A 13,534-nucleotide genomic window follows, 5' to 3' on the forward strand; every position below is an offset into this window, starting at 1 on the left:
GCGGCGAGACCGCGACGGCGGCGCGGCGGGCGTTCGAGGGTCCGCGGCGCCGCGTGAGGCGCCGGCTATCCCTCCGCGCGGACGAGATCCGTCGTCTCCGGTCCGCGCCGAACCTCCGCGCCCAAGGGACCGACGGGTGGCCGGCCCGGCGGGATCAGCGCGGCGAGCGCCTTCTGGAGAAGGTCGGGCCGGACCGGCTTGTGAATCAGAGGGACCCCGCTGTCCAAGGCCTCCCGCATGCGGACGGGCGCGGTGTCGCCGGTGATGAGGATCGCCGGGATCGGCCGTCCCCAATGCTGCCGCAGCGTCGCGATGGCTTCGGCGCCGGTCTGGCCCCTGCGCAGTCGGTAGTCGCAGATCAGTGCGTCCGGCGGCGGCCCCTGCGGCGGCCGTTCGGTGACGTCGGTCGGATCCTCGAAGGCCCAGCACAGGCAACCCCAGCCGGAGAGGAGCGCCACCATCGCGTCGCGGACGATGGCATCGTCGTCGACGATCAGGATGCGGGCGCCGACCAGGCCACCGCTCTCCGCGATGGCGGCCGCGGGCGCGTCGTCGAGCCTGGCGTCCCGCCCAGCATCGAGCGTCCGGGGGACGAGGATGCGGAAGACGCTGCCGCTCCCCACCTTCGACGAGAGGGAGAGCGGGTGATCGAGCGAGACGGCGATCCCGCGCGCGATCGCGAGTCCCAGCCCCAGACCCTTGTGACGATCGCGCTCCGGATTCCCGAGCTGGTAGAACTCCCGGAAGATGTCCTCGCGCTTGTCGACCGGGATGCCGATCCCGGTGTCGTAGACTTCGATCGACACGCCCGCGCGCCGGCGCCGGCAGCCGATGAGGACGCCGCCGCGCTCGGTGTACCGGATGGCGTTGAGGACGAGATTGCGCAGGACCAGCTCCAGCAGGGCCGGGTCCGAGACGATCGCCAGGTCCGTCTGGGGCGTCCGATAGATCAGGCGCTTGGCGTCGGCCAGCGGCGCCAGCTCGTTCTCGATCTTGTCGAGGAGCGGCTGGAGCTCGAAGGCGCGGGGCCGCGGCGTGATGACTCCGGCCTCCAGGCGCGAGAAGTCCAGAAGCGTGTTGAGCATGTCGGTCGACGCGACGTTCGCGGTCTGGGCGTTCTGCAGGATCCGCCGCTGCGGCGCGGCGAGATCCGTCTGGCTCAGCGCCTGGAGGAAGAGGCCCTGGGCGTGGACCGGCTGGCGCAGGTCGTGGCTGGCCGCCGCGAGGAACTGCGACTTCGCGGTGTTGGCGTGCTCGGCGTCGCGGCGGGCCCGGTGCGCCGCGGCGGTCTCCGCGCGCAGCTGCTCCACGAGGGCCGCGTTCTCGAAGCGGAGCTCGATCGATTCCCGCACGCGGCGGCTGGCGAGCACGACCTGACCGTACTGCCCGACCACGAACAGGATCGAGCAGATTGCCAGGGCCCGGTAGGGCGCGCCGCCGAGCGACCAGAGGGTTCCCGCGGCCAGGACGGCGACGGGCACGACGAGGGCGAGGTAGAGGTGCCGCCGCGGCGCCAGGAGCGAGACGCCGTTGCTGCAGGTCGCGCCCAGCAGCGACATGGTCAGGATGCTCACCGCCGGGACCTGGAGCGGCAGCGCGATCCAGATCAGCGATCCCAGGATCGCGCCCTCGACGATCTTGCTCAGGAAGATGACCCGCTCGACCCGGCGGGCGCGGTCGGGCTCGCCGATCGCGGCGCGGACCCGACGCGCGTAGGCGGCCGCCCCGAACCGCTCGACGAGGAACGCGCCGTACCAGCTCAGCAGGACGGCGTGGGGCACCAGCGTCCACAGCACGGCCAGCATGAGCGTCGAGACGAGGAAACCGACGGCGACCGACTGCGTGACGCCGTCCAGGACGAGGCGCAACTGCTCGGCCGCGATCCGCTCCTCCTGCGACGGGCTCATCGGATCAGGCCGAACTGCTGCGCCTTGAACACCGCCTCGGCGCGCCGGGTCACCCCCAGGACCGACAGCAGACCCTGCACGTGGCCGCGGACCGTGTGTTCCGACAGACCGAGATTGCGTCCGATCATCTTGTTGGACAATCCGCGCCCGACGAGGGTCAGCACCTCGGCCTGCCGCGGCGTGAGCGTCGGGCAGAGGGCGCCCCCGACCTGCGGGACCGCGGACGACCGGGCGAGCATCTCGCGCAGGACCGTCATCATCCGCTCGGGGCGGTCGGTCTTGGACAGGAACGCGCAGGCGCCCTGCGCCAGAGCCGTGCTGACGGTATCGGGCAGATCCAGGCCGGACACGACGACGATCCGGGCGGCCGGCCAGCGTTGCTGGAGCAGGCCCATCCCCTCGAGCCCGCCGATGCCCGGCAACTGGATGTCGAGGAGGACGATCGTCGGGACGACGGCCACGATGGCGAGCGCCTCGTGCAGCGATGGGCTGTCGAGAACCGGGATCTCATCGAACGCCGTCGACAGCATCGAGACGATGCCGGACCGGAACAGCGCGTGGTCATCGATGATGAGGATTGCTTCCTGCGCCATGCGGATCCTGTCTAGAGCAACCGCACAGGCGCCGTCACGGGTCATGGACCAGTCCATGTGGACTGGTCCACGAAGCCATTCCGATCGGCTAAGCCACGGGTCGAGGAATTCGATCGCGCGCGCCCGGACATGCAGTTGGAGACCACGCGGACGGGATCGGATGCTGGGCGAGGGCGCCCGCCAGCCCGCGCGGCCCGCGCTTCACACCGCTGCCGTCGCGGCGACGGTCCGGTGATCGCGGGCGGTGACGTCCGTCGGACCGCGCGCGCGGCCCTCCCAAGTCGATTCGAGGGAATTCCATGGTTCATCGCCGTCAGAGACGAGGCATCGGCCGGACCGCGTCCGATCCGACGTTCGACGCGAAGGGTCCCCTGATCGTGCGGTGGATCGGTGCCGCGGCCCGCAAGCGCGGCCGGGCGGCCGACCGGGAAGCTCCGCCCGCTCCGGCCCCGGACAACGTGACGAGGCTGTCCTGGGCCGACACCTTCGGACGGGCGATCAGCGCCGATCCGCAGCGGCCGGAGGGACCCGCGACCGTCCTCGCGATGCGTCCCCGCGCGAGCAGGCGCGCGTGCGGGCCGATCGTCCGCACGAGACAGGCGGTGAGCGCCGCGATCCCGACCTCGCTGCCGTAGAGCGAGACGGATCGGCCGATCTCGGTCGCTCTACCGTCGGATCTCCGGGCCGGCCGGGAATCCGCGGCCGCCCGGCGGCGCGGTGTCCGGCGCGAGAAGGCCGGATCCGGTCCTGAGCCAGAGCCCGTCCGGCGCCGCCTCGACCGCGGACAGGCGCAGGGCCCGGAACGACCAGCCCGGCGAGACGGCACCGTCCCGGAGGTCGAACGAGGCCTGGTGCCGGGGGCAGTGCAGCCGGCTCGCGACGCAGCGGCCGAGGGCGAGGTCGGCCCCCTCGTGCGGGCAGGCGCGCTCGGCGGCCACGATCCGCGCGCCGTCCCGGACGAGGAGCAGGCGGCGGCCGCCCGCGGTGACGGGGAGCAGGTCCCGGTCGCCGAGAAGGTCGACCGGGCCGAGGCGGATCCGCCCCGGCAGATCCCGCTCAGCCACCGAGATAGGCGTCCCGAACGTGGGGATCGGCGATGAGGTCCTGCCCGCGCCCCTCGAGGACGATGCGGCCAGTCTCGAGGAGGTAGGCGTAGTCGCAGAGTTCGAGGGCCGCGAAGGCGTTCTGCTCGACGAGGAGCACGGTCGTGCCGGCGTCGCGGATCGCGCCGATCACCGCGAACATCCGCTCGACGATGTTGGGGGCGAGCCCTAGGGACGGCTCGTCGAACAGCACGAGCTTCGGGCGCCCCATCAGCGCGCGGCCGATCGCCAGCATCTGCTGCTCGCCGCCCGACAGCGTGCCGGCCGCCTGGTCGCGGCGCTCCGCGAGGCGCGGGAACTCCCCGTAGATGCGCGCCAGGTCCGCCGCGACCGCCGCCCGGTCGCGGCGCAGGTAGGCGCCCATGGCGAGGTTCTCGGCGACCGTCATCTGCGGGAAGACGCGCCGGCCCTCCGGGCAATGGGCGATACCCGCCGCCAAAATCCGGCGGGGCTCCGCCCCCGCGATGTCCCGGCCGGCGAACCGGATCGCGCCGGAGCGCGGCGGGACGAGGCCGGAGATCGCCCGGAGCGTCGTGGACTTGCCGGCGCCGTTGGCGCCGACGAGGGCGACGAGCTGGCCCTCACGCACGTCGATCGTGAGCCCCTTCAGCGCCGTGACGTGGCCGTAGCCGCAGACGAGGTCGCGGATCTCAAGCATGGACCGCCTCCTGCACGGCAGCCGCGGCGGCCTGCCGGGCGGCGCTGCCCTGGCCGAGATAGGCCTCGATCACCGCCGGGTCGCTGCGGATCCGGTCCGGCGGCCCCTCGGCGATCAGGCGCCCGTAGTTGAGGACGACGATGCGGTCGGAGACCTCCATCACCATCGGCATGTCGTGCTCGACGAGCAGGATGGTGACGCCGCGCTCCCGGATCTGCCGGATCAGGCGCACGAAGACCCGCGTCTCGGAAGCGTTCATCCCCGAGACCGGCTCGTCGAGGAGCAGCATGGCGGGCTCGGTGGCGAGCGCCAGCGCCACGCCGACGAGGCGCTGCTCCCCGTAGGCGAGGGCGCCGGCCTTATCCTGCGCCCGTCCGGCGAGCCCGACCCAGTCGAGGAGCGCCGCGGCCCGGGCGCGCAGCTGCCTCTCGCCGGCCCCCGCGCGGCCGAGGAGCGCGTCCAGAACGGGCGCGCGGCCAGCCGCGGCGCCCATCTGGTGCAGGCCGATCATCACGTTGTCGAACACCGTGTCGTCCGGGAAGACGCTGGTGCGCTGGAAGGTGCGGGCGAGGCCGAGCCGCGTGATCGCGTGCGGCGGCAGGCCCTTCAGGGACGTGCCGCGGAAGCGGACCGCGCCCTGGCTGGGCTTGAGGAAACCCGTCATCACGTTGAAGGCCGTCGTCTTGCCGGCCCCGTTCGGGCCGATCAGGCTGACGATCTCGCCCGCGTGGACGTCGAAATGCAGGTCCGCGATGGCGACGAGGCCCCCGAAGCGGACGCCGACATGCTCGACGGAGAGGATCGCGCTCATCGCTGCACCGCCGGGTTGGCCTCAAGGACGGGCGCGGCCGGGGCCGGCCGGCGGCCCAGCAGCGCCGCCAATCCCGGCACGATGCCCCGCGGCATCACGAACAGGATCACGATCAGCACGAGGCCGTAGACGATCCACTGCGCCTCCGGCGCCATGACCGGGCGGAGCGCCACCGGCAGCAGGCCGAAGATCAGGCCGCCGACGACCGGGCCCAGCAGGGTGCCCTTGCCGCCCGCCACCACCATGATGACCATGGTGACCGTGGTGGCGAACAGGAACACGTCGGGATCGATGATCCGCAGGTAATGAGCGTAGAGGCTGCCGGCCGCGCCGGCCATGGCGGCCGAGATCACCGCCGCCACCGTCAGCGTGCGCGTGGCGTTGATGCCGACCGAGAGCGCCAGCGGCTCGTTCTCCTTGAGGCCCCGCATCGCCCGGCCGAAGCGCCCGCCGACCAAGCGGGCGATCACGGCGTAGCAGAGCGTCCCCACGGCCAGCACGAGGTAGTAGTTCTGGAGCTTGGTCTTGAGGGTCCACATCCCGAGGCCCGGCAGGCCGAGGGTGATGGCCGGGATGTTGGTGAGCGCCAGCGGCCCTTGCGTCAGCTCCACCCAGTTGAGCGCCACGAGCCGCACGACCTCGGCGAACGAGATCGTCACGATCACGAAGTAGGCGCCCCGCACCCGGAAGGAGAGCCGCCCGATCAGGTAGCCGCAAGCGCCCGCCGCCGCCGTCGCCAGCAGGAGGCCGACCACCGCCGGCCAGGGCTCGTGGACCGCACGGATGCCGAAGCCGAGATCCACGTCGAAGCCGAGGCTGGTCAGCGCGCTGACATAGGCGCCGATCCCGAAGAACGCGATGTGGCCGAGGCTGAGCTGCCCGGTGAAGCCGAGGAGCAGGTTCAGGCTCATGGCGCCGATCGTCAGGATGCCGGTCACGATCAGGGCGTTGAGGAGGTAGGGGTTGGCGCCGAGCCCCAGGGGCAGGGCGACGAGGCCGGCGAGCAGGGCGAGGGGGAGGAGCCGGTTCATCCGACGCGCTCCGCCTTGGCGAACAACCCGGTCGGCCTGCAGAGCAGGACCGCGATGATGATCAGGAAGCCCATCGCGTCCCGGTAGCCGGAGGAGACGTAGCCGGCGCCCAGTTCCTCGGCGAGCGCCAGGATGAAGCCGCCGATCGCCGCGCCGGTGACGTTGCCGAGCCCGCCCAGGATGACGATGGCGAAGGCCTTGAGCTCGGCGAGGCCGCCCATCTGCGGGAACACCACGTAGACGGGACCGAGGAGCGCGCCGGCGGCCGCGGCGAGCGACGAGCCGAGGGCGAAGGTCGCGGTGTAGATCCGGCGGACGTCGACGCCCATCAGCGCCGCCGTGTCGGAATCCTGGAAGGCGGCGCGCATGGCGAGACCGAGCTTGGTCCGATTGATCAGCGCGTAGGTGAGGGCGATCAGCGTCAGCGCCGCCCCGAGCACGAACAGCCGCAGCCACGACACCGAGACCGGGCCGACCTGGAGCGGCGCCTCGGGAAAGGGCGCGGGGATCGCCTTGGCGACGCCGCCGAAGGTCCAGAGCGTGCCCGATTGCAGGACGATGCCGGCGCCGATCATCACCAGCATGGTGGTGTCGATGTCCGAGCCTCGGAACGGGCGCAGCAGCAGCAACTCGATCGCGGCCCCGAGCAGGAGCCCGCCGAGGATCGCCACAGGAAGCGCCAGGAAGAAGTTCAGTCCCAGCGCGGCGACCGCGAGGTACATGACGTAGGCGCCGACCGTGTAGAGCGCGCCGTGGGTGAAGTTCACGACGTTCATGATCCCGAAGATCAGCGTCAGGCCGATCCCCAGCAGCGCGTAGGTGCCGCCGAGGATGAGGGCGTTGACGAGGTGCTGGATCAGTTCGTTCACGGGCGGCCTCCGAGGGTGCGCCCCGGCCCGGAGGCCGGCGGACGGGCGAGGGGGCCGGCATCAGAGCGCCGGCCCAGGGGCGCTCACAGCGCCGGCACGATCACCGTCCCGTTCTTGATCTCGATGAGGTAGACGTCGGGCTTGCTCTGGCCGCTCTCCTTCCCGGCGGGGCCGGCCTTGGCGAAGCGGATCGGCCCGTTGAGCCCGACGAAGTCGACCGACCAGAAGGCCTTGGTGATCGCGGACGGATCGGCCGAACCCGCCTTCTCGATGGCGTGGGCGATCGCGCGGATGCCGTCGTAGCCGCGGAAGCTCTCGGTGACGCCGGCGAAGTCGAAGCCGCGCGTCTTCCACGCGGCGATGAAGGCCTCGGTAGCCTTCGGGTCCGGCGTCTTGTCGGGCGACCAGGGCAGGAAGGTCGTCAGGTGCATCGTGCCGTCGGCGGCCGCGCCGGCCTGGGCGATGATCTGGTCCGGGTTCTGGGATCCGCCGGTGGTGATGACCCGCTTCTTCAGGCCGAGCGCCGCCATCTGCTTGAACAGCAGCACGAGCTGATCGACCGAGCTCGTGATCATGATCGTGTCGGAATCCGACGCCTTCAGCTTGGCGAGCTGGGCGCTCATGTCCTGCGCGCCCTGGTCCATGGTCTCGACGAGGCCGACCGTCACGCCCTTGTCCTTGAGCATCTTGCCGAAATCGGTCGCGGCGCCGCGGCCGAAATCGTTGTTGAGGACAAGGAAGTCGACCTTCTTCAGCCCGAGGCGGCCGACCATGGGCGCGAAGGTCTCGGCCTCGAGCGACGAGGGCGGCGAGATCCGGAACACGTAGGGGTTGCCGGAGGTCGTGATCTTGCCGGACGAGGAGGTCTCGACCAGCATCGGCGTCTCGTAATCCGCGAGCTTGGGCATCACAGCCAGCGTCAGGCTGGAGCCCCAGGCGCCCATCATCACCGGGGTCTTATCGCTGGTGATCAGCTTCTCGGCGACCGCGGCGGCCTCGGTCGGGTTGCTCTTGTTGTCCTCGATCACGAGTTCGAGCTTCTTCCCGAGGACGCCGCCCTTGGCGTTGATCTCGTCGGCGGCGATCTTGGCGCCGTTGACCACGTAGGTGCCCGAGGCCGCGAACGGCCCGGTCAGCGGCTCGTTGACGCCGATGCGGATCGCCTCCGCCCGTGCGCCGGTGGCCGTCAGCGCCAGCAGGATCGCGGTCGTGAGGGTGAACCTGCCTAGCATTCGCGTGTCTCCGGTGCGTTGGGGCGGGATGGGATCAGGCGCGGCCGAACCACGCGGCGAGGCGCGCGCGGGCGAGGCCGAGGAGCAGGCGGAGCGGGTTGAGGCCGACGGGCACCGGCGCTGCGACACCCGAGAGCCGGGCATCGAGGTTGCGGGTGAACTCCGCGGCGATGCGGCCGGCGAGGTCGCGCACGAGGCCGGGCCGGCCGAACTGCGCGAGCGGCCCGGTCAGGGTGTAGCCGACGTCGAGTTCGACCCGGGCGGTGCCGGGCGTCGGCCCAGCCTCGACCCGGTAGCGGATCCGGCCCTCGGTCGCCGAGCGGCCGCCCGCGTCGGTGCCGGCCCCGTGGACCGCGCCGGTCCGGGCGGCCTCGTCCCGCGCGAGGCGGGCGCGGCCGCGGAACGTCGCGGCGATCGGCCCGATCCGCACCTGCAGGCCGCCCTCGACCGTGTCGGGGGCGGGCCGCGCCGTGAGCACCGCGCCCGGCAGGCAGGCGGCGACCGCCGCGATGTCGCCCAGCAGGGCGAAGACGGCCTCCGGCGGGTGGAGGAGGTCGAGCACCTGCGTGAAGCCGTGGGCCGGGGTGAACGCGTCGGACAGGTCCGCGACGGCCGCGGGCGCCGCCGGGGCGATCCGATCCGCCGGCGGTTCCAGGGGCGCGAAAGCCGCGTCGCCGATCCGGGCGCCGACCGGGCCGAGCGGCCGCGCCGCACCGGTCTCCGGGGGGATGCCGCGCCCGCGCCTTTCCGCGATCACCGCCATCACGGCCCGGACGATGCCGGCATAGCCGGTGCAGCGGCACAGGTTGCCCGACAGGCCGACGCGGATCCGCCGCTCGTCGGCCTCGGGCAGCCGCAAGACCAAATCGCGGGCGGCCACCAGCATCCCGGGCGTGCAGTAGCCGCACTGGAGCGCGTGCTCGCGGTTGAAGGCGGCCCGCAGTTCGCCCGCGATCGCGTCCGCGTCGAGGCCCTCGATCGTCGTGACCGCGGCGCCCGCGCAGGCCCCCGCGTAGGTGAGGCAGGCGCGGGCCGGCTCGCCGTCGAGCAGGACCGTGCAGGCGCCGCAGACGCCGTGCTCGCAGCCCAGATGCGTGCCGGTGAGGTCGAGCCCGTCGCGCAGCACGTCGCCGAGGTGGCTGCGCGGCTCGGCCGCGACCCGCACGGCCCGGCCGTTCACCGTCAGCGCCAGGGCCATGCGCGACGTCCCGGGTTCGGCCAGCGCGGCGCTCATGCGGCCTCCGGAAGGGTGTTGGCGCGGGGATCGGGCGCGGCCGCCGCGGCCACCGCGCGGCTCAGGACGGTGACGTGGATGTGCCGCTCGACCGCATCGGCCATGCCAGCCTCCCGCAGGGCTTGGTCGGCGGCCCGGGGGTCGAAGCGCGCGGCGAAGTCGGCGCCGATGCGGCCGCCGAAGAGCGGGCGGGCATCGGCCAGGAGCACGGGCGGCCCCTCGACCGCGCCGATCACGGCCCGGCCCCGGCCCGCGCCGGGCTCGAGGCGCACGGCCCCGATGGCGTGGGCGAACTCGCCGATCTTCGCGCAGTGCTTGACGTAGCCCCAGGCCGCGCCCGCCGGCAGCGCCGGGACGCGCACCGCGACCAGGATCTCGTCCGCGCCGAGCGCCACTTCGAGGGCGCCGTTCACGAAATGCTCCACCGGCAGGGTGCGGCGGCCGCTCCGCCCGGCGATCTCGACCTCGGCGCCGAGGGCGGTCAGGGCGCTCACCCAGTCGGCGGCCGGGTCGGCGTGGACGAGGCTGCCGCCGATCGTGCCGCGGTTGCGGACCGGCCGGTAGGCGATCGCGGCGGCGACCCGCCGCAGCGCGCCGCCGGTGAGGTCCGGGACGCGCCCGTCCTCGATGTCGGCATGGGTCACGCAGGCCCCGAGGACGAGCGTGTCGCCCTCGACCCGCGCGTCCCGGAGTTCGGGCACGCCGGTGATGTCGAGGATGAGGGCGGGCTCGACGAGGCGCAGGTTCAGCATCGGCCCGAGGGACTGGCCCCCCGCGATCAGCTTCACGCCCGCGGGGGCCTCGGCGAGGCGCGCCAGCAGCGCGGGCAGGCTGTCGGGGCGCTCCCAGGCGAAGGCGGCGGGCTTCATGCGGCCTCCCGCGCGGTCTCGGCGGGCGCGCGGGTGGCGAGCACCGCCTCCACGATCCGTCGGGGGGTGAGGGGCGAATGCAGCAGCTCGACGCCGAGCGGCGCGAGGGCGTCGTTCACGGCGTTGGCGAGCGCCGCCGGCGGCGCGATGGCGCCGCCCTCGCCGATGCCCTTCTGGCCGAAGCGCGTGTAGGGCGAGGGCGTCTCCATGTGTTCGATGCGCGCCATCGGCACGTCGGGGGCGCCCGGCAGGAGGTAGTCGGCCAACGTCGAGGCCAGCGGCTGGCCGCGGGCGTCGAAGCGCATCTCCTCGAACAGGGCCGTGCCGATCCCCTGCGCGAGGCCGCCGTAGATCTGGCCGTCGACCACGAGGGGGTTCACCAGCGTGCCGCCGTCCTCGACGATGACGTAGTCGAGGATCTCCACCGCCCCGAGATCGGGATCGACCGCCACCACGGCCGCGTGCGCCGCGTACGAGAAGGTGCCGGAATCGCGCACCGGCTTGTAGCCGGCAGTGACTTCGAGCCCGCCGGGATCGGTGTCGGGCGCGAGGTCCTGCGGGCGGCGGTACCAGGTGCGGGCGATCGCCTCGAGCGGGACATCGCCCGTGGGGCCGACGACGTGGCCACCTTCGAACCGGCATTCCTCGGGCCGCGCCTGGAGCAGGTGGGCGCCGATCCGCACGGCCCGGGCCCGCAGTTCCTCGCAGGCCGCCGCCACCGCGCCGCCCGCCATCACCATCACGCGGGAGCCCCAGGAGCCGGTGGAGTAGGGGGTCATGGCGGTGTCGCCGTGGACGAGGCGGGTGCGCGCCACCGGGACGCCCAGGATCTCGTGGGCGACCTGGGCCAGCGTCGTCTCCAGGCCCTGGCCGTGGGAATGGGCGCCGATTCGCAATTCCAGGCCGCCGTCCGGGGTGAGGCGGGCGCTCGCCTGCTCGTGGCCGGGGACCATCGGGATGCCCCAGCCGGAATAGACCGAGGTGCCGTGCGCGGCCTGCTCGCAGTAGATCGCGAGGCCGAGGCCGATCCGGCGCCCGTCCGCCTCGCCCTCACGCTGGCGGGCGCGGACCGCCGCCACGTCGACGGCCTTCAGCGCCCGGGCGAGCGCCTCCGGGTAGTCGCCGCTGTCGAAGTGCTTCTTCGTGATGTTCTCGAACGGCATCTGCCCGGGCCGCACGAGGTTCTTCTCGCGCACGGTCTCGGGCGCGACCCCCGCCGCGCGGGCGACGGCGTCGAGCACCAGTTCCAAGGCGAAGCAGACGCCGGTGCGCGCGACGCCCCGGTAGGGCAGGATCGGGCACTTGTTGGTCGCCACCGACCACGTGCGGCAGCGATAGGCCGGGAAGTCGTAGGGGCCGGGGAGGATGCTGGCGACCTGCGCGGCCTCCAGGCAGGCCGAGAACGGGTAGGCCGAGTAGGCGCCGGAATCGACGGTGGCCTCGCAGTCGATGCCGCGCAGCGTCCCGTCCCGCTCCGCGTAGGCCGTGATGCGGTAATGGTGCTCGCGGCAATTGGCGTTGGCGGTCAGGTGCTCGCGCCGGTCCTCCAGCCAGCGGACCGGGTGGCCGCAGCGGAGCGCGAGCCACGCCAGCGCCACGTCCTCGGCAAGCAGGATCGCCTTGTAGCCGAACCCGCCGCCGACATCCGGCGACACGATGCGGATGCGCCCCTGCTCGATCCCGAGGCACTCCGAGAGGCCGTTGCGCACGATGTGCGGCATCTGGCTCGCGGTGTGGACCACGAGCTGGTCGAGGCGGTGATCGAGCTGCACCACGGTGCCGCGGCCCTCGATCGGCGCCATGCACTGGCGCCCCGTCGAGATGGTACGGCTGACCTTGACCGGCGCGTCGAGGGCGCCCTCGATGCCGACGTCGACCAGGGTCTCCAGGAAGACGTTGTCGCCCCAGTGCTCGTGGACGAGGGCGGAGCCCGGCTCGCGCGCGGCCAGCATGTCGTGGACGGCCGGCAGCTCCTCCAGGTCGAGGACGACGGCGGCGGCGATGTCCTCGGCCTCCGCGCGGGTCGGGGCGACGCACATCGCCACCAATTCGCCGACCTGCCGGACCTTGCCGGTGGCGAGCACCGGCTGCTCGGACACCTTGAAGCCGGGCAGCCCCGAGACCGCCCGGATCGGCAGCACGCCGTCGAGGTCGGCGGCGGTGAAGACGCGGTCGCGGTAGGCCTCCGGCACGTGGATGGCGCGGATCCGGGCATGGGCGAGCGGGCTGCGCACGAAGGCGACGTCCTGCATCCCCGGCAGCCGGAGGTCGCCGACATACTGGCCGCGCCCGCGCATCAGGCGCTCGTCCTCCTTGCGGGGCAGCGGAGCCCCGACGCCCTCGCGGCTCATCGGGCGCCTCCGAGAACATCCTGGGCGGCGCGGACCAGCAGGCCGTCGGGCCGGCGGAATTCATTGAGGATCGAGAAGTGGTCGGCGCCCGGAACCGGCAGCAGGGCGCCCGGCGCGTGGGCGGCGCCGCGCAGAGCGTGGAGGTTGCGCGCGTCGCGGACGAGGGCGGGCAGCTCCCGGCTGCCGTAGGCGATCGTCATGCGCTTGGGCACGACGGGCAGGCGCAGGGGCGACAGCGTCCCGATCTCGTCCTCGGTCAGCCCGAGCTTCTCGTTCAGGTAGGTCTCGCGGATCGGCGCGAGGTCGTAGACGCCGGAGATCGCCAAACCCGCGGACACGGCGGGATGCCCGAGATGGAGCGCGGCGAGCTGCGCCCCCGCGGACCAGCCGGCGAGGACGATCGGGCCTCCGATCCCGCGCGCCGTCCCGTGCGCGGCGAGCCAGTCGAGGGCGGCCCCGATCTCGGCGACGATCCCGGTGAGGCTCGCCTCGGGTGCCAGGGTGTAGCCCGGCATCGCCACCGACCAGCCGGCGGCGTTCAGCCCTTCCGCGAAGCAGGCGAAATCGGCCCGGGCGTTGCGCTGCCAGTAGCCGCCGTGGACGAAGACGAGGCAGGGCGCCCCCGTCTCCGACGCCGGGTAGAGGTCGAAGCCGGTGCGTGCGCCGGCGGCGTAGGGGATGTCGAGCCCGGCCGGGTGCGCCGCGCGGTAGGCCGCGGAGGCCGCGTTGCGGGCCGCGACCTGCGCGGCGCTGTCGGGCACGCCCGCGTTGTTGTCGTAGGAGGCGCCCCGGGCCGCGAAGTCCAGGCTGTCCCAGCGGCGGCGCGGGTCCGGCGGGGTCGGGTCGTCGAGGACGAAGGCGGTCACCGGCGCCACC

General features: G+C 73.1%; 12 protein-coding genes. All 12 read right to left on the reverse strand.

The genetic code is table 11. From position 1 onward, the window contains the following. Window positions 1-65: 65 nt before the first annotated feature. A complete protein-coding gene (locus tag H288_RS0120565; protein ID WP_020094460.1) occupies window positions 66-1,907 on the reverse strand; it encodes a hybrid sensor histidine kinase/response regulator in 1,842 nt (613 codons plus the stop codon). Continuing rightward, on the reverse strand, window positions 1,904-2,500 hold the full coding sequence (locus H288_RS0120570) for a response regulator transcription factor (protein ID WP_020094461.1): 597 nt from the start codon (window positions 2,498-2,500) through the stop codon (window positions 1,904-1,906). Before H288_RS0120570 ends, H288_RS0120565 begins: the two co-directional genes overlap by 4 nt. A 665-nt stretch (window positions 2,501-3,165) precedes the next feature. Next, the gene (locus H288_RS0120580) at window positions 3,166-3,564 is read right to left on the reverse strand and encodes a Rieske (2Fe-2S) protein (RefSeq protein ID WP_020094463.1); all 399 of its coding nucleotides are present in this window, start codon (window positions 3,562-3,564) and stop codon (window positions 3,166-3,168) included. Further along, on the reverse strand, window positions 3,557-4,261 hold the full coding sequence (locus H288_RS0120585; protein WP_020094464.1) for an ABC transporter ATP-binding protein: 705 nt from the start codon (window positions 4,259-4,261) through the stop codon (window positions 3,557-3,559). Before H288_RS0120585 ends, H288_RS0120580 begins: the two co-directional genes overlap by 8 nt. Next, window positions 4,254-5,072, reverse strand: coding sequence for an ABC transporter ATP-binding protein (locus H288_RS0120590; RefSeq protein ID WP_020094465.1), 819 nt, complete (start codon window positions 5,070-5,072; stop codon window positions 4,254-4,256). The genes H288_RS0120585 and H288_RS0120590 overlap by 8 nt, the downstream gene beginning before the upstream one ends. Continuing rightward, the gene (locus H288_RS0120595) at window positions 5,069-6,103 is read right to left on the reverse strand and encodes a branched-chain amino acid ABC transporter permease (protein WP_020094466.1); all 1,035 of its coding nucleotides are present in this window, start codon (window positions 6,101-6,103) and stop codon (window positions 5,069-5,071) included. Before H288_RS0120595 ends, H288_RS0120590 begins: the two co-directional genes overlap by 4 nt. Then, window positions 6,100-6,972 carry a branched-chain amino acid ABC transporter permease gene (locus H288_RS0120600; RefSeq protein ID WP_020094467.1) on the reverse strand — a complete coding sequence of 291 codons (873 nt, stop codon included), beginning with the start codon at window positions 6,970-6,972 and terminating at the stop codon, window positions 6,100-6,102. The genes H288_RS0120595 and H288_RS0120600 overlap by 4 nt, the downstream gene beginning before the upstream one ends. Before the next feature lie 83 nt (window positions 6,973-7,055). Then, window positions 7,056-8,204 carry an ABC transporter substrate-binding protein gene (locus H288_RS0120605; RefSeq protein WP_020094468.1) on the reverse strand — a complete coding sequence of 383 codons (1,149 nt, stop codon included), beginning with the start codon at window positions 8,202-8,204 and terminating at the stop codon, window positions 7,056-7,058. Between the two features lie 34 nt (window positions 8,205-8,238). Beyond that, window positions 8,239-9,438, reverse strand: coding sequence for a 2Fe-2S iron-sulfur cluster-binding protein (locus tag H288_RS0120610; RefSeq protein WP_020094469.1), 1,200 nt, complete (start codon window positions 9,436-9,438; stop codon window positions 8,239-8,241). Next, complete coding sequence (locus H288_RS0120615) at window positions 9,435-10,307, reverse strand: FAD binding domain-containing protein (RefSeq protein WP_020094470.1); 873 nt, start codon at window positions 10,305-10,307, stop codon at window positions 9,435-9,437. The genes H288_RS0120610 and H288_RS0120615 overlap by 4 nt, the downstream gene beginning before the upstream one ends. Next, complete coding sequence (locus H288_RS0120620) at window positions 10,304-12,658, reverse strand: xanthine dehydrogenase family protein molybdopterin-binding subunit (RefSeq protein WP_020094471.1); 2,355 nt, start codon at window positions 12,656-12,658, stop codon at window positions 10,304-10,306. Before H288_RS0120620 ends, H288_RS0120615 begins: the two co-directional genes overlap by 4 nt. After that, on the reverse strand, window positions 12,655-13,524 hold the full coding sequence (locus H288_RS0120625; protein WP_043712895.1) for an alpha/beta hydrolase: 870 nt from the start codon (window positions 13,522-13,524) through the stop codon (window positions 12,655-12,657). The genes H288_RS0120620 and H288_RS0120625 overlap by 4 nt, the downstream gene beginning before the upstream one ends. Window positions 13,525-13,534 lie beyond the last annotated feature (10 nt).

The organism is Methylobacterium sp. 285MFTsu5.1, assembly GCF_000383455.1.
Classification (GTDB): domain Bacteria; phylum Pseudomonadota; class Alphaproteobacteria; order Rhizobiales; family Beijerinckiaceae; genus Methylobacterium.

What these genes read in the sequence shown, in the direction of transcription:
- H288_RS0120610 (WP_020094469.1), bottom strand. Translation starts at nt 9,438, where the DNA reads ATGAGCGCCGCGCTGGCCGAACCCGGGACGTCGCGCATGGCCCTGGCG.
- H288_RS0120585 (WP_020094464.1), bottom strand. Translation starts at nt 4,261, where the DNA reads ATGCTTGAGATCCGCGACCTCGTCTGCGGCTACGGCCACGTCACGGCG.
- H288_RS0120605 (WP_020094468.1), bottom strand. Translation starts at nt 8,204, where the DNA reads ATGCTAGGCAGGTTCACCCTCACGACCGCGATCCTGCTGGCGCTGACG.
- H288_RS0120565 (WP_020094460.1), bottom strand. Translation starts at nt 1,907, where the DNA reads ATGAGCCCGTCGCAGGAGGAGCGGATCGCGGCCGAGCAGTTGCGCCTC.
- H288_RS0120590 (WP_020094465.1), bottom strand. Translation starts at nt 5,072, where the DNA reads ATGAGCGCGATCCTCTCCGTCGAGCATGTCGGCGTCCGCTTCGGGGGC.
- H288_RS0120615 (WP_020094470.1), bottom strand. Translation starts at nt 10,307, where the DNA reads ATGAAGCCCGCCGCCTTCGCCTGGGAGCGCCCCGACAGCCTGCCCGCG.
- H288_RS0120620 (WP_020094471.1), bottom strand. Translation starts at nt 12,658, where the DNA reads ATGAGCCGCGAGGGCGTCGGGGCTCCGCTGCCCCGCAAGGAGGACGAG.
- H288_RS0120595 (WP_020094466.1), bottom strand. Translation starts at nt 6,103, where the DNA reads ATGAACCGGCTCCTCCCCCTCGCCCTGCTCGCCGGCCTCGTCGCCCTG.
- H288_RS0120570 (WP_020094461.1), bottom strand. Translation starts at nt 2,500, where the DNA reads ATGGCGCAGGAAGCAATCCTCATCATCGATGACCACGCGCTGTTCCGG.